Source organism: Rahnella sp. Larv3_ips (assembly GCF_003697865.1).
Taxonomy (GTDB): Bacteria; Pseudomonadota; Gammaproteobacteria; order Enterobacterales; family Enterobacteriaceae; genus Rahnella; species Rahnella rivi.
The window spans coordinates 170,236-192,772 of sequence record NZ_MJIB01000021.1; the positions used below are offsets into that span (position 1 = coordinate 170,236).

Consider the following 22,537-nt stretch of genomic DNA (forward strand, 5'->3'; position numbering starts at 1 on the left):
CCGTGGCAGGTTGTATGAAACGCAGATTACCTTTTCAGGTAAAACTCTTCTTATCTCTGGTGTTATTTTCGTGCCTGCTGTTAGCGCTGCTGGGCGCGATTTTATTTCACGTGATCGACCGGCAACTGCATCACGATCTCGGCCAGCGGGCGCGGGTTCAGGCCAGTGAAATCGCGCTGATGCCGGGGCTGGCGCAGAAAGTTGCCGATCGCGACGTGGCGGGCATTGCCCGGTTAATTCAGCCGCTGCGTGATCAAAGCGATGCCAGTTATATCGTCATTGGCGACGTGCGCGAGCGACATCTTTATCATTCCGAATCGCCGGAGCGAATAGATCTGCCGATGATTGGCGGGGATAACGCAGAAGTGCTGGCCGGCAAAACCATTATTTCGGTGCGTCAGGGCGGGATTGGCGTGTCATTACGCAGCAAGGCGCCGATCCTGAATGCCAGTAAACAGGTGATCGGCATTGTTTCCGTCGGTTATCTGACGTCTTACATCGACAATATCAATGGCCGCCGTCTGGCGCAGGCCGGTTTATACGGCATGCTGCTTTTACTGCTGCTGTTTATTTTTTCGTGGGTGTTTACCCGCAACGTTAAAAAACAGATGTTCTGGCTGGAGCCCAAAGATATTGCGCTGCTGGTGCGCCAGCAGAAAGCGTTACTGGAAGCCATGTATGAAGGTGTATTTGCAATTGACGGCCAGAAGCAGCTGATTTTAATTAACCGCGCGGCAAGAGAACTGCTGGATATTCGCCAGCCCGAAAACCAGCTGCTCGGCAAACCGCTGGATGAGGTGCTAGAAACGCCGCCGACATTCTTTACCCAAAGCGGTGTCGTGGAAGATAACCCCGCCAGCAGCAGCCGCCACGATCAGATTACCGTGCTTAATCAGCGACAGGTGATTGTTAACCGCGTTCCGATTGAGCTGGAGCCCGGCAAAGAGAGCGGATGGGTATTCAGCTTTCGCGATAAAAATGACATTAATACGCTGAGCAGCCAGCTGAGCCAGGTGAAACGCTATGCGGATAACCTGCGCATCATGCGTCATGAACAGCTGAACTGGACCGCGACGCTGGCCGGTTTGCTGCAAATGCAGCGTTACGACGACGCGATGCGCTACATTCAGGCACAGTCCGAAGGCGCGCAGGCCGTGCTGGATTTTGTGTCGGCGCGCTTTACGTCGCCTGCGCTGTGCGGCCTGCTGCTGGGGAAATACGTCAGCGCGCGGGAAAAAGGCGTCGAACTGGCGTTCGATCCGGCCTGTCAGTTACTGCGCATTCCGGCGGCCATCAGTGAAACCGAGCTGATGTCGGTTATCGGTAATCTGCTGGACAACGCTGTGGACGCCACCCTGAACGCCGGTACAGCGGCTGTGCCGGTAGAGCTGTACATTTCCGACAGAAACCATGAACTGCTGATTGAGGTGGCCGATCGCGGCGGCGGCGTGGACGACGCCCTCAAGCCGCATCTGTTCGAACAGGGCGTCACCACCAAGCCGCTGAGCGGCGATGAGATGACCGGTGCAGAACATGGCATCGGTCTGTATCTGGTGGCGAGTTACGTCCGTCAGGCGGGCGGCAGCATCGAAATCTCAGACAATACGCCGCAGGGTACGATTTTTTCAGTGTTTATCCCGACGACGTCGGATGCTTCAACAGGAAAGAAACATGAATAACAGCAGCGCACTCGATGTCGTGATTGTGGAAGATGAACCGCACCTTGCTGGTCTGCACCGCGATTTTATCGAACAAAATTTCAATCTGCGCGTGGTCGGCCTGGCCTCGACGCTTGAGCAGGCGCGTACGCAGCTGAGATTGCATCAGCCACGGTTGATCCTGCTGGATAACTATTTGCCCGACGGCCAGGGCGTGGATCTGATTGACAGCCCGTTACTGAAAAGCTTCGACTGCTCGGTGATTTTCATTACCGCCGCCAGCGATATGCAAACCTGTAGCCAGGCCATGCGCAGCGGCGCGTTCGATTACATCATCAAACCGGTGTCTTTCCATCGCCTGCGCAGCTCGCTTGAACGTTTTATGCAGCTGGTACAAACGCTGCGCCATGTCAAAGTGGTCGATCAGCGTGCGCTGGACCGGTTGTTCAACCTGCCCGCCAGCGACACGCCGCCCGCCCCTTCCGCGAAAGGCATCGAGCCCAATACGCTGGAACTGGTTCAGCGGGTATTTAACGCCAGGCCGGAGGTCAGCTGGTCTGTTGAACAGGTGGTGGAAGAGGTTGGGATCAGCAAAACCACCGGCCGCCGTTATCTGGAATATTGCGTGGAAATGGGCTTTATCGGCGTCGAGATGCAGTATGGAAATATCGGCCACCCGAGGCGGCTGTATCGCAAAATAGCAGACCCGGAAAAATCCGCATCCTGAGGACGAATTTCGGCTGTTTTTCCTGACCAATTTCCCCCGCACCGCCGGCCTCATCGCCGGCGAATTTCCCGCCTCCGCCACTGCTTCAGACGATAATTTCATAACGCATGTCGCTTTCAGACAACCGGTAAATTCACGCCTTTCACATAAATCTGAAATCTCTATTTACACCTGTCAATACGCACCGGTTGAGCGGCATTAATTTGATATAAATCACGCAATTATTTCACCCTAAAACCCTACAAAAACAAAAGATATTAATACCAGTAAAATCAATACATTAAATATATTAAAAGCAAAAATGCACTGCCGTTAAATTAGCGATTAACCCCCCGTCATCGCACGGGGTAATGTGTCATTAATTGTCAATGCGGATTTACCGTAATTAAACACTGCAAATACAGATAAATAGGTAACCAGGAACACAATCATGAATATTCCTCGGAAACATTGAGACTTGTCTCAGAATGTCGATGTGTTAGGGTATAACGCGTTCACTATTTCGTTACAGGTAAGATCCTATACGGTCCAACAGAAAAACTAGACATCGAGCCGATACGGCTATTTATATCCAAGGAATGCACATTGCATGGCAATTAAAATCGAAGTAAAGAATCTTTATAAGGTATTTGGCGAAAACCCGGATCGCGCTTTCAAGATGATCGACGCAGGCAAGGGTAAAGAAGAAATTTTTGAGAAAACCGGTCTGTCACTTGGCGTTAAAGATGCCAGTCTGGCCATTGAAGAAGGCGAGATTTTCGTCATCATGGGGTTATCCGGTTCCGGTAAGTCCACCATGGTACGCCTTCTCAATCGTCTGATAGAGCCCACCCGCGGCGAAGTACTGATCGACGGCGAAGACATCGCTAAAATCTCAGAAGCAAAACTGCGCCAGGTGCGCCGAAGCAAAATCAGTATGGTGTTTCAGTCCTTTGCGCTGATGCCACACCTGACCGTGTTGAATAACACCGCGTTCGGGATGGAGCTCGCCGGTCTGCCGGTGGAAGAGCGTAATGCCAAAGCGCTGGATGCGCTGCGTCAGGTCGGGCTGGAAAACTATGCTAATTCTTATCCTGATGAACTGTCCGGCGGTATGCGTCAGCGTGTGGGCTTGGCCCGCGCCATGGCCAATAACCCCGACATTCTGCTGATGGATGAGGCCTTCTCGGCGCTTGACCCGTTAATCCGTACCGAAATGCAGGATGAGCTGGTGAAGCTTCAGGCTCAGCATCAGCGCACCATCGTGTTTATTTCTCATGACTTAGATGAAGCCATGCGCATAGGCGATCGCATCGCCATTATGCAGGGCGGCGAAGTGGTACAGGTCGGCACACCGGAAGACATTCTGAATAACCCGGCCAACGACTATGTCCGTACCTTCTTCCGTGGCGTGGATATCAGTCAGGTATTCAGTGCCAAAGACATTGCGCGCCGTCGTGGCGCACTCATTCGTAAAACCCCCGGTTTTGGTCCCCGTGCCGCGCTTAAGCTGCTGGAAGATGAAGACCGCGAATATGGTTATGTGCTTGAACGTGGACAGAAATTCATCGGCGTTGTGTCGATTGAATCCCTGAAAACCGCGCTGAAAGCTAATCAGCCGCTGGAAAGCGCCCTGCTGGAATCTCCGGCACCGGTGCAGGCAGACATGCCGCTCAGCGAACTGATTTCTCTGGTCGCCGCTGCGCCTTGCGCCGTGCCGGTGGTCAATGAGGACAATAACTATATCGGTATTATTTCCAAAGCCATGCTGCTTCAGGCGCTGGACAAAGAAGGGGGTAACGAATGAGCACTTCACATATCACGAACTCAGTCACTCAGCACGCTCAGGCCGCACAGGCTCAGGCGCTGGATCCGTCCATCGATCCGTGGAGTGCCGATAACGCCAGCGGCGGTGTGGCGCCACAAGCCGACGCCGCCACTTCTGCTGCACCAGCCGATGCGGGCAGCAGCGATCCCTGGGGCGGCGGCAGCGATGCCGCTACCAGCGCGCCGGATACCACGCACCACGCCGCAGCACAGGCCAATGACTGGCTGAGCGTTGCACCCGAACAGCATCAGCATTTTTCTATTCTCGATCCGTTCCACAGTACGCTGATCCCGCTCGACCATTGGGTGACGGAAGGGATCGACTGGCTGGTCACGAATTTCCGTCCGGTATTCCAGGGGATCCGCGTGCCGGTCGACTTCGTCCTGAGCGGCTTCCAGCACGGTCTGGAAACGCTGCCTGCACCGATTGCGATCTTAGTGTTTGCGCTGATCGCCTGGCAGATGGCGGGGTTAGGCATGGGTGCCGCCACGCTGGTGTCTCTGGTCCTGATCGGCGCCATCGGTGCCTGGTCACAGGCAATGGTGACGCTGGCGCTGGTTCTGACGTCGCTGTTCTTCTGTATTCTGATAGGCCTTCCGCTCGGAATATGGCTGGCGCGCAGTCAGCGGGCGGCGAAAATTATCAGGCCGCTGCTTGATGCCATGCAAACCACACCGGCGTTCGTGTATCTGGTGCCGATCGTGATGCTGTTTGGTATCGGTAACGTGCCGGGCGTGGTCGTGACGATCATCTTTGCCCTGCCGCCGGTGGTGCGTCTGACCATTCTGGGTATCAATCAGGTGCCGGAAGATCTGATCGAAGCCGCCAAGTCGTTTGGTTCCAGCCCGCGCCAGTTGCTGTTCAAAGTACAGCTGCCGCTGGCCATGCCGACCATCATGGCCGGTATTAACCAGACGCTGATGCTGGCGCTGTCGATGGTGGTTATCGCCTCGATGATCGCCGTGGGCGGTCTGGGTCAGATGGTCTTGCGCGGTATTGGCCGTCTGGACATGGGTCTGGCCTCAGTCGGGGGTGCGGGTATCGTTATCCTCGCCATCATCCTCGACCGTCTGACACAGTCCATGGGTCGCGACAGCCGCAGTAAAGGCGGTCACCGCTGGTTCACCCGCGGTCCTGTCGGCCTGGTGATGAAGCCATTCGCCAAAAAAGCCTGATTCAGGCACTGCACTTCTCCCGGCGGTTCGCCGCCGGGAACTCTCAAAGCGAAAAAACGCAGTCCACTCTTACGTATTCACCAGCAAGAATAAGGGTTCACCATGCGCACAACTCAGAATAAAACACCGATCAAAACACTCATCCTCGCATTAGCAGTAGCAACACCTGCCGCTTTCGCTGCCGATTTACCGGGTAAAGGCGTGGTCGTCAAACCGTTGCAAAGCACCATCGCGGAAGAAACATTCCAGACCGAACTGGTCAACCGCGCGCTGGAAAAACTCGGTTATGACGTTCAGCAAACCGGCGAAGTGGATTACAACGTCGCCTACACCGCGATTGCCAGCGGCGATTCTACCTACATGGCCGTGAACTGGGAGCCGCTGCAAAAAGACATGTACACCGCAGCCGGTGGCGACCAGAAGTTCTACCGTCAGGGCACTTACATCAAGGGCGCGGCGCAGGGTTATCTGATCGACAAGAAAACCGCTGACAAATACAACATTCATGATTTATCGCAGCTGAAAGATCCGAAACTCGCCAAACTGTTTGACGCCGACGGTGACGGAAAAGCCGATATGGCCGGTTGTAATCCGGGCTGGGTGTGCGGCGCGGTAGTGAATACGCAAATCAAAGCCTATGGCCTGAGCGATACCGTGACGCAAAACGAGGGCAACTATTCGGCCATTATCGCCGACACGCTGACCCGTTATAAATCCGGCAAGCCGGTGCTGTATTTCACCTGGACACCGTACTGGGTGAGCAACGAACTGAAACCCGGCAAAGACGTGGTCTGGCTGACAGTGCCGTTCTCTGCCACACCGGGCTCACAGAAAGACATGGATACCACGCTGCCTAACGGCAAAAACTACGGTTTCCCGGTCAATAACGAGCACATTGTCGCCAACAAAGCCTGGGCTGAGAAAAACCCGGCAGCGGCAAAACTGTTCGCCATCATGCAACTGCCACTGAGCGACGTGAATGCACAGAACCTGCGGATGCATGAAGGGGAATCCTCTTCAGCCGACATTCAGCAACACGTTGACGGCTGGATCAAAGCGCATCAGGCCACTTTCGACGGCTGGATCAAAGAAGCCGCCGCTGCCGCAAAATAATTAATAACAACAATTCGAGGAATTTATGAAGAAGACAGGAATCTGGGCGGTTGCCGCTCTTACCACGCTCGCCACTGCCACCACTTTCGCCGCCGATCTGCCGGGTAAAGGCATCAGCGTCACGCCGGTTCAGAGCACCATCAGCGAAGAGTCTTTTCAGACAGAGCTGGTCAGCAAAGCACTGGAAAAACTGGGCTATGACGTTCAGCCAACCCGTGAGGTCGATTACAACGTCGGCTACACCACGCTGGCTGCCGGTGATGCGACGTTCACCGCCGTTAACTGGTCACCTTTGCATGATGAAATGTACAAAGCCGCCGGTGGCGATAAAGTCTTTTACCGCGAAGGGACATACGTAACCGGCGCGGCACAGGGCTGGCTTATCGATAAGAAAACCGCTGAGAAATATCACATCACCAATATCGAACAGCTGAAAGATCCGAAACTGGCCAAACTGTTTGATACCAACGGTGACGGCAAAGCCGATCTGACCGGTTGTACGCCGGGCTGGGGTTGTGAAGCTGCGCTGAATGAGCAGCTGAAAGCCTATGGTCTGGAAAATACCGTGACGCACAATCAGGGTAACTATTCCGCGATGATTGCCGACACCATCACGCGTTACAAAGAAGGTAAACCTATCTTCTATTACACCTGGACGCCGTACTGGGTGAGCAACGTGCTGATCCCAGGTAAAGACGTACTGTGGATGCAGGTACCGTTCTCCGTGGTGCCGGGTGATAAAAACGCCGATACCAAACTGCCAAACGGTAAAAACTATGGTTTCCCGGTGAGCACCATGCACATCGTGGCGAACAAAGCCTGGGCTGAGAAAAACCCGGCTGCTGCAAAACTGTTTGCCATCATGAAACTGCCACTGAAAGACATCAATGCGCAGAATGCCGCGATGCATGCCGGTAAAAATTCCGATGCTGACATCTCCGCGCAGACAGATGGCTGGATCAAAGCCCACCAGGAACAGTTCGACGGCTGGGTAAAAGAAGCGGCTGCCGCCGCCAAATAAACCAGTAACGAAGGCAGAAACAGCAACGGGCGGGGAGAAATCTCCGCCCGTTTTTATGTACGATAAAACCTCTATTACAAAACCAGATAGTTGCCATTAAAACTATTCATTGGTTTAATATTTTTATCATAACGATAATCGTCGCTCGCATTTCCCTGCTCCTTCAATAAGATCCGTTTATTCTCACTATGAAAAAAACTACAACACATTCTCCACTCAGCCCGGCGCTGATCATTCTGATGGCGATTGCCACCGGGCTTGCCGTCGCCAGTAATTATTACCCGCAGCCGCTGCTGGAAACCATTGCCCGCGCGTTCAATCTGTCGGTCAATCAGGCCGGTTTTATCGTCACCGTCGCGCAACTCGGTTATGCCTGCGGCCTGATGTTTATCGTGCCGCTGGGCGATATGTTTGAACGTCGCGGCCTGATTGTGCTGATGACACTGCTTTCCGCCGCCGGGTTACTGATCACCGCCATGGCACCGACGCTGACCATAATGTTAGTGGGCACCGCGCTGACCGGGCTGTTTTCCGTGGTCGCGCAGATTCTGGTGCCACTGGCTGCCACGCTGGCGGAGCCGGAGCGTCGCGGAAAAGTGGTCGGGCTGATTATGTCAGGCCTGCTGCTGGGCATTTTGCTGGCGCGAACCGTCGCGGGTGCTTTGGCGTCACTGGGCGGCTGGCGTACGGTGTATTGGGTGGCGAGTGCGCTGATGATCGTCATGGCGCTGGTGCTGTGGCGCAAGCTGCCGAAACATGAGCAAAAAACCGATCTGAATTATCCGCAACTGCTGAAATCTATTTTCTCGCTGTTCATTCACACGCCGGTGCTGCGTACCCGTGCGCTGGTGGGCATGTTCTGCTTCGCTAACTTCAGCATTTTGTGGACCTCGATGGCGTTCCTGCTGGCCGGCCCGGCGTATCACTATTCCGAAGGGGTGATCGGCCTGTTTGGTCTGGTGGGTGCGGCCGGTGCGCTGGCGGCAACCCGTGCGGGCAATCTTGCCGATAAAGGCAAAGCGCATCTGACCACCACCGCCGGGTTAATCCTGCTGCTGCTGTCGTGGGCGGCGATTGCTTACGGTGAGCATTCGGTTATCTCGCTGATTATCGGCATCATCGTTTTGGACCTTTCGGTTCAGGGCGTACACATCACCAACCAAAGTGTTATCTATAAGACCATGCCCGAAGCACGTAACCGCCTCACGGCAGGTTATATGACCACTTACTTTATCGGTGGCGCGGTCGGCTCGCTGGTGTCGGCTTCGGCCTATCAGGCCGCGGGCTGGTATGGCGTTTCCCTCGCGGGCACGCTGATGTGCGTACTGAATCTGCTGGTCTGGTGGCAGGGACACAAATACAAACTCGCCTGATTATCGGGGCGGTTAAAATAGAATCAGGAGGGAATCATCACCCCTCCTGATTAGCTTGCGAATAATCATTGCTGAAATTTATTTGTACCAAAGGGTGTTAACAATACTTACAGTCTGGTAATGTTTGCGTCATGAATTATTCGCCGGCCACACTCCGGTTTCACAATGTTTTATACATCCATGCAAACCAATCCTGATCCCGCCCGCGTTTCCACCTTCCGGCAAGGTGTGACTGACAGCCTGCCCGTAGTGATCGGTTATCTGCCCATCGCTTTTGCTTTCGGCCTCAGCGCCGTCAAACTTGGCTTTACCCCTGCTGAAAGTCTGTTGTTCTCCGTGCTTATCTACGCAGGCGCCAGCCAGTTTGTGATCACCGCGCTGCTCAGCGCCGGAATGTCTTTATGGGTTTGCGCCCTGACGGTCATGGCGATGGATGTCAGACACGTCCTGTACGGCCCCTCTTTGCGTAACCGTCTGGTGGGAAAACTCAATGGCAGGAAAACCGCGCTCTGGGCGTTCGGCCTGACCGATGAAGTGTTCGCCGCCGCCACCACCAAACTTATTCGCGATAAACGCAGCTGGAGCGAGGACTGGATGTGTGGCATTGCGCTCTCGTCCTGGCTTTCCTGGGTTTTCGGCACCGCCATCGGCGCGCTGTTTGGCAACGGTCCGCTGGAAAATTTTCCCGCCGTTGAGGCTGCGCTCGGGTTTATGTTGCCTGCGCTGTTCCTGAGTTTTCTGCTCGCGGCGTTTAAGCGCCAGCAAAGCATGGTGTTTGTTGCCTCGCTGGCCGGGGCTCTGAGCGGATTGATGTTCTGGTCAATTCCCGCCGCCATTGGCTGCGGGCTCGCGGCCGGTTGCCTGGCCGCCCTGCTGCAACGGCCCCAGGCGACATCTGCGACGGAGGTCATCTCCGATGAGCACTGACGTTATTCTGGTGTGTCTGCTGGTGGGCGTGGTCAATTACCTGTTCCGCTATTTGCCCCTGCGCATCGGCGCGCGGCGAACCTCAGGTGGCCTGAAAAGCGGCCCGCTCTCCCGCGTGCTCGACAGCATTGGTATCGCCTCGATTTGTGCGTTGCTGGTGGTTTCAGGCGCGCCGGACGTAATGCGTGACCCGCAAAGACTGCTGCCGTCACTGGCCGGTTTCGTGCTGCTGACGCTGATTTTCTGGCGCACAAAAAGCATCATTATTGCCACGCTGACTGGCGCCGTGGCGTACGGTCTGGTGTTCAAGGTGATGCTGATGGCGGTGTGAAACCCACTATTTTTTTACGCTCTGGCAACACGTAATCAAAATTTGTTGAATGCTTTAAACATCGAATAATTCACCGGGGTTATGAATCACACTAATTGCTAAAGAATTGGTGATTCATAACATTGATATTATTAATTACCATCGTTACTATGTCATCTGTAACTAATGAGGCTTCTCATATGGACAGTTCGTTCTCGCCAATTGAAAAAATGTTAAATTTCCGGGCTAAAAAGCAAAAAGATTTTCCTTATCAGGAAATTTTGCTGACCCGTCTTTGTATGCACATGCAAAGTAAGTTGCTGGAAAATCGCAACAAAATGCTGAAAGCGCAAGGGATCAACGAAACCCTGTTTATGGCGTTACTGACGCTTGATGCGCAGGAAAGCCACAGCATTCAGCCTTCTGAACTGAGTTCTGCACTGGGCTCTTCCCGTACCAACGCCACCCGCATTGCGGATGAGCTGGAAAAGCGTGGATGGATCGAACGCCGTGAAAGCGACAACGACCGCCGTTGCCTGCACTTGCACCTGACCGCTGATGGCGAAGCCTTTATTCAGAAGTTACTGCCGCCTCAACACAAGAGCCTGCATTTCCTCTGGTCGACCTTAGACGCAGATGAACAGAAGCAGTTAGAAACCCTGACGCGCAAACTGTTAACTCGCCTTGATCAGATGGATGCGACAGCACTGCAACAATTCTAAATTTCTGTTCAGGTAAACCACACATGTCACTCCAAGCTCGCTGGAGGCTTACGCCGCTGTTTGCCGTTTTGATTTTGGCCGGCTGCGCCTCCAGTAATAGTATTGCTCCTCAGTCGTCGCTGCTGGATACGCAACAGCTTCATCTGCAGCAGGCAAAGGTCAGCTCCCTGACCCTCGGCCCACAGTGGTGGCGCAGTCTTAATGACCCGCAACTCGATGCCCTGATGACCACAACGTTGCAAAATTCGCCGTCGTTACGTCAGGCGGCAGCGCGCGTGCGCGAAGCGCAGAGTGTGATGGGCGAAGCGGATGCGGCCAATGGCCCTTATCTGGATTTGAATGGATCGACGCGACGTGAACGTGTGGCTAAAAACACCATTCCGCCGTTTCTGACCAGCTACCCCGAAGCGCCTATCTATGACAGCAGCAACAGCCTCGGCCTGAATCTGAGCTATGAGTTTGACTGGTGGGGAAAATACCGCAATCAGGTGAATGCCGCGAAAGCACAGGTGGATTCCGCCCGTGCTGAACAGGCACAAGCCGCTCTGACGCTGACCAGTTCGGTGGCGTCAGCCTATTATCAGTTGCAGGCCAATCTGGCCCTTCAGGACGTTCTGCAACATCAGGTAGATAACAACCAGCGTCTGGCCGATCTGCGTAAAGCGCAGTATCAGGCGGGGGTATATGGCATTGAGATCCCGCAACAGACGCAGGCACAGGCCGACAGCGCGAAGCAACAGATTATCACGCTGAAGTCGCAAACCGAGCAACTGCGCCATGAGTTATCGGCACTGGCCGGTCGTGGCCCCGACGCCATGAACGGGCTGCACGCCGTGGCACTGCCATCGCCTGACGCGCTGGCACCCCAAGGTGAGCTGACCCTCGATTTGCTGGGTAAACGCCCTGACATCGCCGCACAGCGCGATCTGGTCGAATCCTATTCCCAGCGCGTCAGCGCCGCGAAAAAAGAGTTCTACCCAAGCCTTTCCATCAGCGCCTTCGGCGGTCTGACGACCACCAACTACGGAGGCACCAGCCCGAATCTTCTGGAAGCCGCCAGCAAAGCCTGGAATATCACGCCAGCGATTTCGCTGCCGATTTTCCACGCCGGTGCGCTGCGCGCCAAACTGGGCGAAGAGTCCGCGTTATATGACCAGTCCGTTGAGTCGTATAACCAGACCATCCTGAACGCCATCCAGCAAACTGCGGATGCCATCACTGTCTCGAAAAGCAGCGTTGAACAATTGCAGCAGGCTTCTTCTGCCGCGAAATCGCTGGAAGAGGTGTATCGCGTTTCGGATGCAAGATACAACGCTGGCATCATCGGACGGGATGAGCTGTTGACCAGCCAGTCAGCGCTTCTGCAACAACAGCAGGCGCAACTTAATGCCAGCAGTCAGGTGATGCAGGCAAAAATCAGTCTTATCCGTGCGCTCGGGGGTGGCTATCAGGCCCCGGCTGCGGATCAAAAATCATAATAATTACACAGACTCAGCGTGGAGAAGACCATGAGCGCAAATGCCGAAACTCAGGCAGCAACGCCGCAAGCTCCGAGAAATAAGAAAAAAACGCGCAAAACCGCGATGCTCTTGTTGACCGGGATTTTCATTATTATCGCCATCGCCTACCTGTTTTACTGGCTGCTGGTGTTACGTCATTTCGAGTCGACCGACGACTCCTATGTCGCCGGTAATCAGGTGCAGATTATGGCGCAGGTGTCGGGCAGCGTGACCGACGTGAATTTCGACAGCACCGACTTTGTGAAAAAAGGCGACGTGCTGGTGACGATCGATCCGACCGATGCGGAGCAGGCTTTCGAGCGCTCTAAAACGGCGCTGGCCAACAGCGTGCGCCAGACGCATCAGCTGATCATCAACGGTAAGCAGTATCAGGCCAATATCGCCCTGCGCCAGACCCAGTTGCAACAGGCGCAAACTGACCTCAAGCGTCGCGTTGTGCTGGGAAATGTCGATGCGATTGGCCGTGAGGAACTGCAACACGCCCGTGATGCCGTGGATACCGCGAAAGCGCAATACGATGTCGCCGTTCAGCAATACAACGCCAATCAGGCGATGATTCTGGATACGCCGGTCGATAAGCAGCCGCAGGTTTTGCAAGCCGCCGCGCAGGTGCGTGATGCCTGGCTCGCCTTGCAACGTACCAAAGTGCGCAGCCCGATTGACGGTTTCGTTTCCCGCCGTGCGGTACAGATTGGTCAGCAGATCAACTCTTCCACTGCGCTGATGGCGGTAGTGCCGGCTCATCACATCTGGGTGGATGCCAACTTTAAAGAAACACAGTTAGCCAATATGCGTATCGGCCAGGCCGCGACCGTGGTCAGCGATATGTACGGTGACGACGTGAAATATCACGGCAAAGTGGTGGGGATGGACATGGGCACCGGCGGCGCGTTCTCGCTGTTACCTGCGCAAAATGCCACCGGCAACTGGATCAAAGTGGTCCAGCGTTTACCGGTGCGTATCGAGCTTAACGATCAGGAAGTGAAAGAACATCCGCTGCGTATTGGTTTGTCGGCGCTGGTCACGGTCGATACGCAAAACCGTGATGGTCTGGTGCTGGCGAATAAAGTGCGTACTGAACCGCTGTATCAGACAACGGCTCTGACGCTGGATCTGGCACCGGTTAACGCCATCATTGCTGACGTTATTCATGCCAATGCAGGCTAATATTTCCGGAGGCCGCTGTGGCAAATAAACCGCTGGTAGGCGCACCGCTGGCCTGGATGACGGTGGCTTTGTCGATGGCCACGTTCATGCAGGTGCTGGACTCGACGATCGCCAACGTGGCGATCCCGACCATTGCCGGGAATCTGGGTGCCTCAAACTCGCAGGGCACCTGGGTGATCACCTCCTTCGGGGTGGCTAACGCCATCTCGATCCCGATCACCGGCTGGCTGGCAAAACGCATCGGCGAAGTAAAACTGTTCCTCTGGTCTACGGTGCTGTTTGCGATTGCCTCCTGGCTGTGCGGCATGTCCAACAGCCTGGAAATGCTGATCTTCTTCCGTGTGGTGCAGGGCGTGGTGGCAGGTCCACTGATCCCCCTCTCGCAAAGTCTGTTACTGAATAACTATCCGCCGGCCAAGCGAAGTACCGCGCTCGCGCTCTGGTCGATGACGGTGATCGTCGCCCCGATTTGCGGGCCGATCCTCGGCGGGTACATCAGTGATAACTACCACTGGGGCTGGATCTTCTTCATTAACGTGCCGATCGGCGCCGCCGTGGTGTTCCTGACGCTGAAAACGCTGAAGGGCCGCGAAACAGCAACGCAGATCAGACCAATCGACAGTGTGGGGTTAGTGCTGCTGGTGCTGGGCATTGGCGCATTGCAGGTGATGCTCGACCGGGGTAAAGAACTCGACTGGTTTAACTCGACGGAAATTATCGTGCTGGCGGTCGTGGCGGTGGTCGCGCTCTGCTTCCTTGTCGTGTGGGAGCTAACCGATGACCACCCGATAGTCGATCTGTCGCTGTTTAAATCGCGAAACTTTACCATCGGCGTGCTGTGTATCAGCCTGGCCTACATGCTTTACTTCGGCGCGATTGTTCTGCTGCCGCAGTTGTTGCAGGAGGTATACGGCTACACCGCCACCTGGGCAGGTCTGGCGTCCGCACCGGTGGGGATTTTGCCGGTCCTGATGTCGCCGATCATCGGGCGTTTTGCACACCGGCTGGATATGCGAAAGCTGGTGACGTTCAGCTTTATCATGTATGCCTACTGCTTCTTCTGGCGTGCGTACACGTTCGAACCGGGGATGGATTTTGGGGCATCTGCGTGGCCGCAGTTTATTCAGGGCTTCGCCGTCGGCTGCTTCTTCATGCCGCTGACCACCATTATCCTGTCCGGCTTACCGCCGGAACGCATGGCGGCGGCCTCAAGTTTGTCGAACTTTATCCGTACGCTGGCAGGTTCGATTGGTACGTCGATCACCACCACCATGTGGTCTAACCGGGAATCACTGCACCACGCGCAGTTAACGGAAAACATCACGCCGTTTAATCCGGCGGCGACGCAGACGTATCAGCAGCTCGAAGGCATGGGCATGAGCCATCAGCAGGCTTCAGGCTGGATAGCGCGGGAAATCACAAATCAGGGGCTCATTATCTCTGCCAATGAGATTTTCTGGTTATCCGGCGGCGCATTCCTGGTGCTGCTGGTTCTGATCTGGTTCGCCCGCCCGCCGTTTACCAGTGGTGGCGGAGCGGGTGGTGCTCACTGATTCAGGCAATCCCTGAATGACGCAAAGCAAAACGGACGCATTACGCGTCCGTTTTTTTATGGCTCAAACCGGGCGATTATGCCTGGTTCTGACGCCACCATTCCGCCAGCAAAATCCCGGTCGCCACGGAGACGTTCAGGCTTTCTACTTTGCCGGTACCGCCGATAGACACGCTCAGATCACCCTGCTGCCATGCGCTGTCGGACAAACCGTCGCTCTCTTCACCCAGCACCAGCACCATTTTGGCCGGCAGCTCAGCTTTACCGAGCGCTGTACCTTTATGGCTGGAGGTGGTGACGATGGTGTAACCCGCTTTACGGAAGGTCGCCAGCACATCAAGGAAGTTATCCGCGTTGATGGCTTTCACGTGTTCCGCGCCGCCTTCAGCAGTACGAACTGCCGCACCGGATTCCAGCTGTGCCGGATCCTGTACCAGCATCCCGTTGATACCAAAATGCGCACAAGAACGCATGATACCGCCGAGGTTATGCGGGTTGCCGACGTTTTCCAGCGCCAGCACGCAGTCTTTCGCGCGGGCAGTTTGCAGATAAGTTTCCGCATCCAGACCCTGACGTTTTTTGATCAGGAAACACACGCCGCCGTGGTGTTCAGTGCCGGACGCTTTCGCCAGCTCTTCATCTTCAACCACATGATAGGCTTTGCGATTTGCTGCCATCCAGCGCAGCGCTTCACGAAAACGCGGGGTGACGGATTGCACAAACCACGCACGCACGATAGCGTCCGGACGGCTGGCAAACAGCGCCTGACAGGCATTTTCGCCATACACGCGGGTTTCTTCCTGGCGCTGGCGACGCAGCTGCTCAGGATCGATAAAGCTTTTACCGCTGATGCCGCCGTGATCCGGTACGGACTCATCAGCCGGTGCACGTGAGACGGTTTTCCACGGCGAAGAATACGGACCCTCATCATCACGGGCCGGACGGCGCGGGCGATCGTCGCCACGTCGTGTATCTGCGCCGCGTGAATCACCACGCGAATCGCTGCTGCGACGCTCATTGCGGCGGGCATCGTCTGGACGGGAACCCTGGCGAGGATTATCGCCCGGACGTCCTCTGTTATTGGAAGGACGTTTATCGTTATTGCGGTTATCGCCGTCGTCGTCACTACGGACGAACATCACTTTGACTTTGCCGTTCTTGCCACTGAATGAATCGTTCATTTTTCTCTCCACCTACGCGCAGGGCGCGAAGATTACCTGATGTCTGTGAGCTAAGCCACATGCTTTGGACCAAAAGCTTAAAACTATCGTATTCATTGAATAAACCGCGTTGTTAACAGAATGCTGCACCCTCATACTTACAACATCCAAGTAACATATCAGCCATCTTTAGCGCCGGATCCGGTAAGGTTGATACCGTTCTCACGTTAAGCAATGTAGAGGCTATTTTATGAATACGATTTGCACATCATGTCAGGCCACCAACCGCCTGCCAGAGGATCGTATCGACGACGGCGCAAAATGCGGCCGCTGCGGTCATTCACTTTTTGAAGGCGATGTGGTTCACGCTACTGCTGCCACGCTGGATAAATACCTGCAGGATGACCTGCCGGTTGTTATCGATTTCTGGGCACCATGGTGTGGCCCATGTGTTAACTTCGCGCCGATCTTTGAAGATGTGGCTCAGGAACGCGCCGGTAAAATCCGCTTCATTAAGGTGAATACTGAAGCAGAACCTGAACTGAGCGCGCGGTTCCGAATCCGCAGCATTCCCACCATTATGGTATTTAATGAAGGCAAAATGGTCGATATGTTAAGCGGCGCGATGCCTAAAGCCCCGTTCAATAACTGGCTTAATGAATCATTGTAACGCATAAGCCGTTATAAAGCCCTGCCGATGGCCCGCCTCTGTGCGGGCTTTTTTCTCTTTACATCACGCCGGTAACGGATCTGCTTGCCAGCCCCGGAAGGGTGATTAGAATAGCCGTTTTTCGCCTACCGGAATGCTTATGTCAGACAACGCCGTCCTTCGCCTGCGTGCACAGCGCCTTGCCAAATCCACCCGCCCTTTTCTTGCCCGCGGGTCACGGGCGATTCGCTGTCAGTCATGCCTGTTACCTGAACGCCACTGCATCTGCGCCGAACGCGAAATTCATCAGGCCACCAGCCGTTTTTGTCTGGTGATGTTCGACACTGAGCCGATGAAGCCCAGCAATACCGGACGGTTGATCGCTGACGTTTTACCCGATACCCAGGCATTTATGTGGTCGCGTACGGAAACGGATCCGGCTCTGCTCGAAGCGATTGCCGCCCCCGAACGCCAGGCTTATGTGGTTTTCCCGGCCTCTTTCGCCGAACCGCCGCGCCAGGTGTTTACCGACATTCCGGCCGGCAGCAAACCTCCGCTTTTTATCATGCTCGACGGCACCTGGAACGAAGCCCGCAAGATGTTTCGCAAAAGCCCGTACCTGGATAATCTGCCAGTTTTCTCTCTCGATGTAAGCGCCAGCTCCGGCTACATACTGCGCGAAGCGTCGCGTCCGGAACTGCATTGTACGGTAGAAGTGGCGGCAGCTTTGCTGGAAAAAGCCGGTGATATTGAGGCTTCGGCTGGCCTGTCGCGCCACTTTACCCATTTCCGCACCCAGTATCTGGCCGGAAAACCCCACCATCCGGTGCATCAGCTCACAGCAAAGAATGAAGAAAGCCTCTAGAATCATGTGAACATGATGAACCGGAGATGCCATGAGTCAGCGCGGACTGGAAGCCTTATTACGACCTGAATCTATCGCGGTAGTGGGTGCCAGCAATAAGCCGGGCCGCGCCGGATATCTGATGATGCGCAATCTGCTCGACAGCGGATTCAACGGCCCGGTGCTGCCGGTCACCCCCGCTTATCGCGCGGTGTGCGGCGTGCTCACGTGGCGGGATGTCGCCAGCCTGCCGATGTCGCCCGATCTCGCCATTCTCTGTACCCACGCTGACCGCAATCTCGCCCTGCTTGAACAGCTTGGCGAACGCGGCTGTAAGACGGTCATTGTACTTTCGTCTTTGCCCCGGCAATTCGCAGAACTGAAATCCTGCGCGCAGCGCTTTTCCATGCGCCTGCTCGGACCCAACAGTCTCGGTATTCTCGCACCATGGCAGAAGCTGAATGCCAGCTTTTCACCGGTGCCTATCCTGCCCGGTAAACTGGCATTTATTTCGCAATCGGCGGCGGTTGCCAATACCATTCTCGACTGGGCACAGCAGCGCGCTGTCGGCTTCTCCTATTTCATTTCGCTTGGCGACAGTCTGGATATCGACGTCGACGATCTGCTTGATTTCCTCGCCCGCGACAGTAAAACCAGCGCCATCCTTCTTTATCTTGAACATATCAGCGATGCCCGCCGTTTTCTTTCAGCCTCGCGCAGCGCCTCACGCAATAAACCTATTTTGGTGATCAAAAGCGGCCGCAGCGCTCAGGCTCAGACACTGCTCAACAGCCCGCTGAGTCTGGATGCCGCCTACGATGCAGCTATCCAGCGCGCCGGATTATTGCGCGTTCAGGATACCCATGAACTGTTTTCAGCCGTTGAAACGCTGAGCCATATGCGTCCGCTGAAAGGTGAGCGCTTACTTATCATCAGTAACGGCGCCGCCCCTGCCGCGATGGCGCTTGACCAACTGCTGTTACGCAACGGGAAGCTGGCGAAGCTCGGCGAAGAAACCGTCCGGAGGCTGAGCGCCGTGCTGCCTCAAACGATAACGGCCTCAAACCCACTGGATTTGCATGATGATGCGACGCCGTTGCTCTATCAGTCAGTGATGACGGCGTTGCTCGACAGCACTGATTTCGATGCTGTGCTGGTGATCCACGCGCCGAGTGCCGCAGCACATGGCACGGTGACCGCCAGCCATCTCATCGACGCGGTTCGTCAGCATTCGCGCGGTAAATACATCACACTGCTGACCAACTGGTGCGGAGAATTCTCCTCGCAGGAAGCGCGCAAACTGTTTACCGAGGCCGGGATCCCCACGTACCGAACGCCGGAAGGCACGGTCACCGCGTTTATGCATATGGTTGAATACCGGCGTAACCAGAAGCAGCTGAAAGAAACACCCGCGCTGCCCGCGGATCTTGAACAGAATACCGATCAGGCGCATCAGCTGATTGCCCAAACGCTGGCAGAAGGCACCACGCAACTCGATACACATGAAGTTCGCGCGATTCTGCAAGCCTACGGAATGAATGTGCTGCCCACGTGGATCGCCAGCGACAGCGCCGAAGCGGTGAATATCGCCAGCCAGGTCGGTTACCCGGTGGCATTGAAATTACGCTCACCGGACATTCCGCATAATTCGGAAGTTCAGGGGGTGATGTTGTATCTGCGAACCGCCAGTGAAGTGGAACAGGCAGCCAATGCCATTTTTGACCGCGCCAGACAGGCGTTCCCGCAGGCCAGAATTCAGGGGCTGCTGGTACAAACCATGGCGAGCCGACCGGGCTCTCAGGAATTACGCGTGGTGGTCGAACAGGATCCGGTCTTCGGCCCGCTGATCATGCTGGCTGAAGGCGGCTCAGACTGGCAGCCAGAGCGGCAAGCGGTAGTTGCCCTGCCACCACTGAACATGACGCTGGCGCGCTATCAGGTGGTTCAGGCACTGAAGAGCGGCAAAATCCGCGGCCGCAATGCCCTGCACCCTCTCGATGTTCCGGCACTGAGCCAGTTGCTGGTGAACGTGTCGAACCTGATTATCGATTGCCCGGAGATCGAACGTCTGGATATTCACCCGTTGCTGGTTTCCGGCAGTGAACTCAGTTTGCTGGATGTTTCAATGCAATTGTCGGCGCACCCGGCGGACAGGCCATCACGTCTGGCAATCCGCCCTTATCCCCGCGAGCTTGAAGAGCTTGTTATCCTTAAAGATGGCTCGCAGGCGCTGTTCCGCCCTATCCTTCCTGAAGATGAACCGCTGCTGAAAGCGTTTATCCTCAAAGTGACGAAAGAAGATCTGTACTACCGCTACTTCAGTGAAATCAATGAATTCACTCATGAAGATTTGGCCAACATGACGCAAATCGATTATGACCGTGAAATGGCCTTCGTTGCCATCCGAACCACAGACGCCCAAGATGAAATTATTGGCGTCACGCGCGCGGTGTCAGATCCGGACAATATTGATGCTGAATTCTCGGTTTTAGTTCGTTCGGATCTTAAAGGCCTGGGGCTGGGACGCAGGCTTCTCGATAAGATGATCAACTACGCCGCAGAGCACGGTCTGCAACGCCTTACCGGTATCACCATGCCAAATAATCAGGGCATGATCACCCTGGCCAGAAAGCTTGGATTCGACGTAGACATTCAGATTCAGGACGGCATTGTGAACCTGTCATTAACGCTGGAAAAGCGGGGAATAACACCGCAGAAAAGCGTGAGCCGAAGCCATGAACAGGCAAAAGATGCGCACATCAGACAGGACTAATGGTATTATCGACCGATTGTGCGGTTACCACTGTCTGCTTGTGCCGCGAAAGCCATTACATGAAGAGAGAAGAAGCGCACTGTGATGTTGTCAAAATTCAAACGTAATAAACATCAACAACACCTTGCTCAGCTGCCCAAACTCCCCCAAACGGTTGATGCTGTAGAAACGCTCTACTGCCCAGCAGATTTCCGTAAGACGCTGCTCAACGCAATTGCCAACGCAACCCAACGGATCTATCTGGTCGCTCTCTATTTAGAGAACGATGACGGCGGACGTGACGTATTGTCGGCACTTTATGCGGCTAAACAGCAACGACCTGAGCTTGAGATTTGTGTGCTGGTTGACTGGCACCGTGCTCAGCGCGGGCGTATTGGCGCAGCGGCTGCTGACACCAATGCGGACTGGTATTGCCGTATGGCTAAAGAACATCCTGAATGTTCCGTTCCGGTATACGGCGTTCCGGTCAATACGCGTGAAGCGTTGGGTGTCCTGCATCTGAAAGGTTTTGTGATAGACGATCAGGTGATCTACAGCGGTGCCAGCCTCAATGATGTTTATCTGCATCGCCACGAGAAATATCGCTACGATCGTTATCAGCTTCTGACCAACGCACCGCTGGCAAATACCATGATCGACTTTATGAAGAAGTCGATCATTACTGCCGCAGCCGTTCAGCGCCTCGATCGGGAAGATCGTCCGAAAAGCATTGAGATCAAGAACGAAACACGTCAGTTTCGTCAAAATCTGCGCTCCAGCGGATATCACTTCAAAGACAGTGCCGGTAATGATGAACTGGCGGTGACGCCCATCGTCGGCCTGGGTAAACAAAACGAGCTGAACCGGACTATTCATCATCTGATGGCCAGTACCGATCACAAGCTGACGCTTTGTACGCCTTATTTCAATATGCCCGCGATGCTGGCACGCAATATTATCCATCTGTTGCGCCGGGGTAAGCAGGTCGAAATTATTGTCGGTGATAAAACGGCAAATGATTTTTATATTCCACAGGATCAGCCGTTTAAGATCATCGGTGCGCTGCCTTATTTGTACGAAATTAACCTGCGCCGATTCCTGAGCCGTTTACAGCGTTTTGTCGACAGCGGACAGCTCATTGTGCGGTTATGGAAAGATGGCGATAACAGTTATCACCTCAAAGGCATGTGGGTTGATGACCGCTGGCAGTTAATTACCGGCAACAATCTCAATCCACGTGCATGGCGTTTAGATCTTGAGAATGCGATTCTGATCCACGATCCACATAAAGAGATGGCCTCGCAGCGTCAGAAAGAGCTGGATGAAATTCGTCAACACACGCAGGTTGTCTCTCATTATATGGAACTTGAAAGCATTCCAAATTATCCGGTCAAAGTGCGTAAGCTTATTCGCCGTCTGCGGCGGATACGGATCGACAGATTAATCAGCCGAATTCTCTAATTGGCTATACTGAAAGCCTGATCATATTGATCGGGCTTTTTTATATCTGGAATAACACTCGATGACCTACCCACTTCCTCATTCCCTCAAATACTCTTTTGTCGCCCTGATATTATGCAGCAGTGGCTGTACGCATTACGCAAACGATCCATGGACCGGTAAGGATAAAGCCGAGCACTTTGTTGGTTCAGCTGTATTAGCCGCAGCAGGAACCGCTTATGGAGATAATCAGGGATGGAGTGAGGCTCGCAGCCGGTCATTTGGGTTACTCTTTTCGGTCAGCCTGGGTGCAGCGAAAGAGTTTTATGACAGCCGAGATGGTGGCAGTGGCTGGAGCTGGAAGGATTTCACCTGGGATATTGCCGGTGCAGCCGTCGGGTACAGCACTTATCAGTTAATCCGTCATTGATACCCATTCTTATATTCCGGATTTCCTTTCGTATTCTCGTCAACCCTGAGCGAAAAACATGTGGATACTCAATAAACATCACCCTTTCTGCTCAAATTCCACATAGCAAAAAGCCCTGTACGTCAGTACAGGGCTTTCCACTTGTTTGATGCCTGGCAGTTCCCTACTCTCGCATGGGGAGACCCCACAC

The 22,537-nt window shown here is 54.6% G+C and carries 19 protein-coding genes; 18 read left to right on the top strand and 1 reads right to left on the bottom strand.

Features of this window, described 5'->3' with window-relative positions; translation table 11 throughout:
- Positions 1-14: 14 nt before the first annotated feature.
- The 13 genes from ED901_RS20280 (at position 15) to emrB (ending at position 15,073) form a co-directional block, all read left to right on the top strand.
- Positions 15-1,679, top strand: coding sequence for a sensor histidine kinase (locus ED901_RS20280; protein ID WP_122097061.1), 1,665 nt, complete (start codon positions 15-17; stop codon positions 1,677-1,679).
- The gene (locus ED901_RS20285; protein ID WP_056781995.1) at positions 1,672-2,385 is read left to right on the top strand and encodes a response regulator; all 714 of its coding nucleotides are present in this window, start codon (positions 1,672-1,674) and stop codon (positions 2,383-2,385) included. Before ED901_RS20280 ends, ED901_RS20285 begins: the two co-directional genes overlap by 8 nt.
- Positions 2,386-2,974: 589 nt before the next feature.
- Complete coding sequence (gene proV, locus ED901_RS20290) at positions 2,975-4,171, top strand: glycine betaine/L-proline ABC transporter ATP-binding protein ProV (protein ID WP_056781996.1); 1,197 nt, start codon at positions 2,975-2,977, stop codon at positions 4,169-4,171.
- On the top strand, positions 4,168-5,367 hold the full coding sequence (gene proW, locus ED901_RS20295; protein ID WP_122097062.1) for a glycine betaine/L-proline ABC transporter permease ProW: 1,200 nt from the start codon (positions 4,168-4,170) through the stop codon (positions 5,365-5,367). The genes proV and proW overlap by 4 nt, the downstream gene beginning before the upstream one ends.
- Positions 5,368-5,469: 102 nt before the next feature.
- Complete coding sequence (proX, locus tag ED901_RS20300; protein ID WP_056782000.1) at positions 5,470-6,480, top strand: glycine betaine/L-proline ABC transporter substrate-binding protein ProX; 1,011 nt, start codon at positions 5,470-5,472, stop codon at positions 6,478-6,480.
- A 25-nt stretch (positions 6,481-6,505) separates the two neighbouring features.
- Positions 6,506-7,501, top strand: a complete 996-nt coding sequence (proX, locus tag ED901_RS20305; protein WP_056782002.1) for a glycine betaine/L-proline ABC transporter substrate-binding protein ProX — start codon at positions 6,506-6,508, stop codon at positions 7,499-7,501.
- A 188-nt stretch (positions 7,502-7,689) separates the two neighbouring features.
- Entirely contained in the window at positions 7,690-8,874 is a 1,185-nt protein-coding gene (locus tag ED901_RS20310) for an MFS transporter (RefSeq protein WP_122097063.1), read from the top strand.
- A gap of 165 nt (positions 8,875-9,039) precedes the next feature.
- On the top strand, positions 9,040-9,801 hold the full coding sequence (locus ED901_RS20315) for an AzlC family ABC transporter permease (protein ID WP_371414336.1): 762 nt from the start codon (positions 9,040-9,042) through the stop codon (positions 9,799-9,801).
- A complete protein-coding gene (gene ygaH / locus ED901_RS20320; RefSeq protein WP_122097064.1) occupies positions 9,791-10,132 on the top strand; it encodes an L-valine transporter subunit YgaH in 342 nt (113 codons plus the stop codon). Before ED901_RS20315 ends, ygaH begins: the two co-directional genes overlap by 11 nt.
- A gap of 179 nt (positions 10,133-10,311) precedes the next feature.
- A complete protein-coding gene (gene mprA, locus ED901_RS20325) occupies positions 10,312-10,833 on the top strand; it encodes a transcriptional repressor MprA (protein WP_056782008.1) in 522 nt (173 codons plus the stop codon).
- Positions 10,834-10,856: 23 nt separating this feature from the next.
- Positions 10,857-12,311: an efflux transporter outer membrane subunit gene (locus tag ED901_RS20330; RefSeq protein ID WP_122097065.1), complete on the top strand. Its 1,455-nt coding sequence runs from the start codon at positions 10,857-10,859 to the stop codon at positions 12,309-12,311.
- Between the two features lie 30 nt (positions 12,312-12,341).
- Positions 12,342-13,520: a multidrug efflux MFS transporter periplasmic adaptor subunit EmrA gene (emrA, locus tag ED901_RS20335; protein ID WP_056782012.1), complete on the top strand. Its 1,179-nt coding sequence runs from the start codon at positions 12,342-12,344 to the stop codon at positions 13,518-13,520.
- 17 nt (positions 13,521-13,537) lie between these two features.
- Positions 13,538-15,073: a multidrug efflux MFS transporter permease subunit EmrB gene (gene emrB, locus ED901_RS20340; protein WP_072158203.1), complete on the top strand. Its 1,536-nt coding sequence runs from the start codon at positions 13,538-13,540 to the stop codon at positions 15,071-15,073.
- Positions 15,074-15,149: 76 nt separating this feature from the next.
- On the opposite strand, the gene ED901_RS20345 is transcribed toward emrB, so the two are convergent.
- On the bottom strand, positions 15,150-16,253 hold the full coding sequence (locus ED901_RS20345) for a tRNA/rRNA methyltransferase (protein WP_056782013.1): 1,104 nt from the start codon (positions 16,251-16,253) through the stop codon (positions 15,150-15,152).
- 229 nt (positions 16,254-16,482) lie between these two features.
- Here ED901_RS20345 and trxC point away from each other — a divergent pair, with 229 nt between their 5' ends.
- The 5 genes from trxC to ED901_RS20370 all read left to right on the top strand — a co-directional run bounded on the left by trxC (position 16,483) and on the right by ED901_RS20370 (position 22,347).
- On the top strand, positions 16,483-16,902 hold the full coding sequence (gene trxC / locus ED901_RS20350; RefSeq protein ID WP_122097066.1) for a thioredoxin TrxC: 420 nt from the start codon (positions 16,483-16,485) through the stop codon (positions 16,900-16,902).
- Between the two features lie 139 nt (positions 16,903-17,041).
- Positions 17,042-17,746 carry a tRNA-uridine aminocarboxypropyltransferase gene (locus tag ED901_RS20355; RefSeq protein WP_122097067.1) on the top strand — a complete coding sequence of 235 codons (705 nt, stop codon included), beginning with the start codon at positions 17,042-17,044 and terminating at the stop codon, positions 17,744-17,746.
- A gap of 31 nt (positions 17,747-17,777) precedes the next feature.
- The gene (locus ED901_RS20360) at positions 17,778-20,498 is read left to right on the top strand and encodes a bifunctional acetate--CoA ligase family protein/GNAT family N-acetyltransferase (RefSeq protein WP_122097068.1); all 2,721 of its coding nucleotides are present in this window, start codon (positions 17,778-17,780) and stop codon (positions 20,496-20,498) included.
- 87 nt (positions 20,499-20,585) lie between these two features.
- Complete coding sequence (gene pssA / locus ED901_RS20365) at positions 20,586-21,938, top strand: CDP-diacylglycerol--serine O-phosphatidyltransferase (protein ID WP_235533500.1); 1,353 nt, start codon at positions 20,586-20,588, stop codon at positions 21,936-21,938.
- Between the two features lie 61 nt (positions 21,939-21,999).
- Positions 22,000-22,347: a YfiM family lipoprotein gene (locus ED901_RS20370; RefSeq protein ID WP_122097070.1), complete on the top strand. Its 348-nt coding sequence runs from the start codon at positions 22,000-22,002 to the stop codon at positions 22,345-22,347.
- The last annotated feature ends 190 nt before the right edge of the window (positions 22,348-22,537 follow it).

Coding starts and splice junctions, on each gene's coding strand:
- ED901_RS20280 (WP_122097061.1), top strand. CDS start 15: ATGAAACGCAGATTACCTTTTCAGGTAAAACTCTTCTTATCTCTGGTG.
- ED901_RS20285 (WP_056781995.1), top strand. CDS start 1,672: ATGAATAACAGCAGCGCACTCGATGTCGTGATTGTGGAAGATGAACCG.
- proV (WP_056781996.1), top strand. CDS start 2,975: ATGGCAATTAAAATCGAAGTAAAGAATCTTTATAAGGTATTTGGCGAA.
- proW (WP_122097062.1), top strand. CDS start 4,168: ATGAGCACTTCACATATCACGAACTCAGTCACTCAGCACGCTCAGGCC.
- proX (WP_056782000.1), top strand. CDS start 5,470: ATGCGCACAACTCAGAATAAAACACCGATCAAAACACTCATCCTCGCA.
- proX (WP_056782002.1), top strand. CDS start 6,506: ATGAAGAAGACAGGAATCTGGGCGGTTGCCGCTCTTACCACGCTCGCC.
- ED901_RS20310 (WP_122097063.1), top strand. CDS start 7,690: ATGAAAAAAACTACAACACATTCTCCACTCAGCCCGGCGCTGATCATT.
- ED901_RS20315 (WP_371414336.1), top strand. CDS start 9,040: ATGTTTTATACATCCATGCAAACCAATCCTGATCCCGCCCGCGTTTCC.
- ygaH (WP_122097064.1), top strand. CDS start 9,791: ATGAGCACTGACGTTATTCTGGTGTGTCTGCTGGTGGGCGTGGTCAAT.
- mprA (WP_056782008.1), top strand. CDS start 10,312: ATGGACAGTTCGTTCTCGCCAATTGAAAAAATGTTAAATTTCCGGGCT.
- ED901_RS20330 (WP_122097065.1), top strand. CDS start 10,857: ATGTCACTCCAAGCTCGCTGGAGGCTTACGCCGCTGTTTGCCGTTTTG.
- emrA (WP_056782012.1), top strand. CDS start 12,342: ATGAGCGCAAATGCCGAAACTCAGGCAGCAACGCCGCAAGCTCCGAGA.
- ED901_RS20345 (WP_056782013.1), bottom strand. CDS start 16,253: ATGAACGATTCATTCAGTGGCAAGAACGGCAAAGTCAAAGTGATGTTC.
- trxC (WP_122097066.1), top strand. CDS start 16,483: ATGAATACGATTTGCACATCATGTCAGGCCACCAACCGCCTGCCAGAG.
- ED901_RS20355 (WP_122097067.1), top strand. CDS start 17,042: ATGTCAGACAACGCCGTCCTTCGCCTGCGTGCACAGCGCCTTGCCAAA.
- ED901_RS20360 (WP_122097068.1), top strand. CDS start 17,778: ATGAGTCAGCGCGGACTGGAAGCCTTATTACGACCTGAATCTATCGCG.
- ED901_RS20370 (WP_122097070.1), top strand. CDS start 22,000: ATGACCTACCCACTTCCTCATTCCCTCAAATACTCTTTTGTCGCCCTG.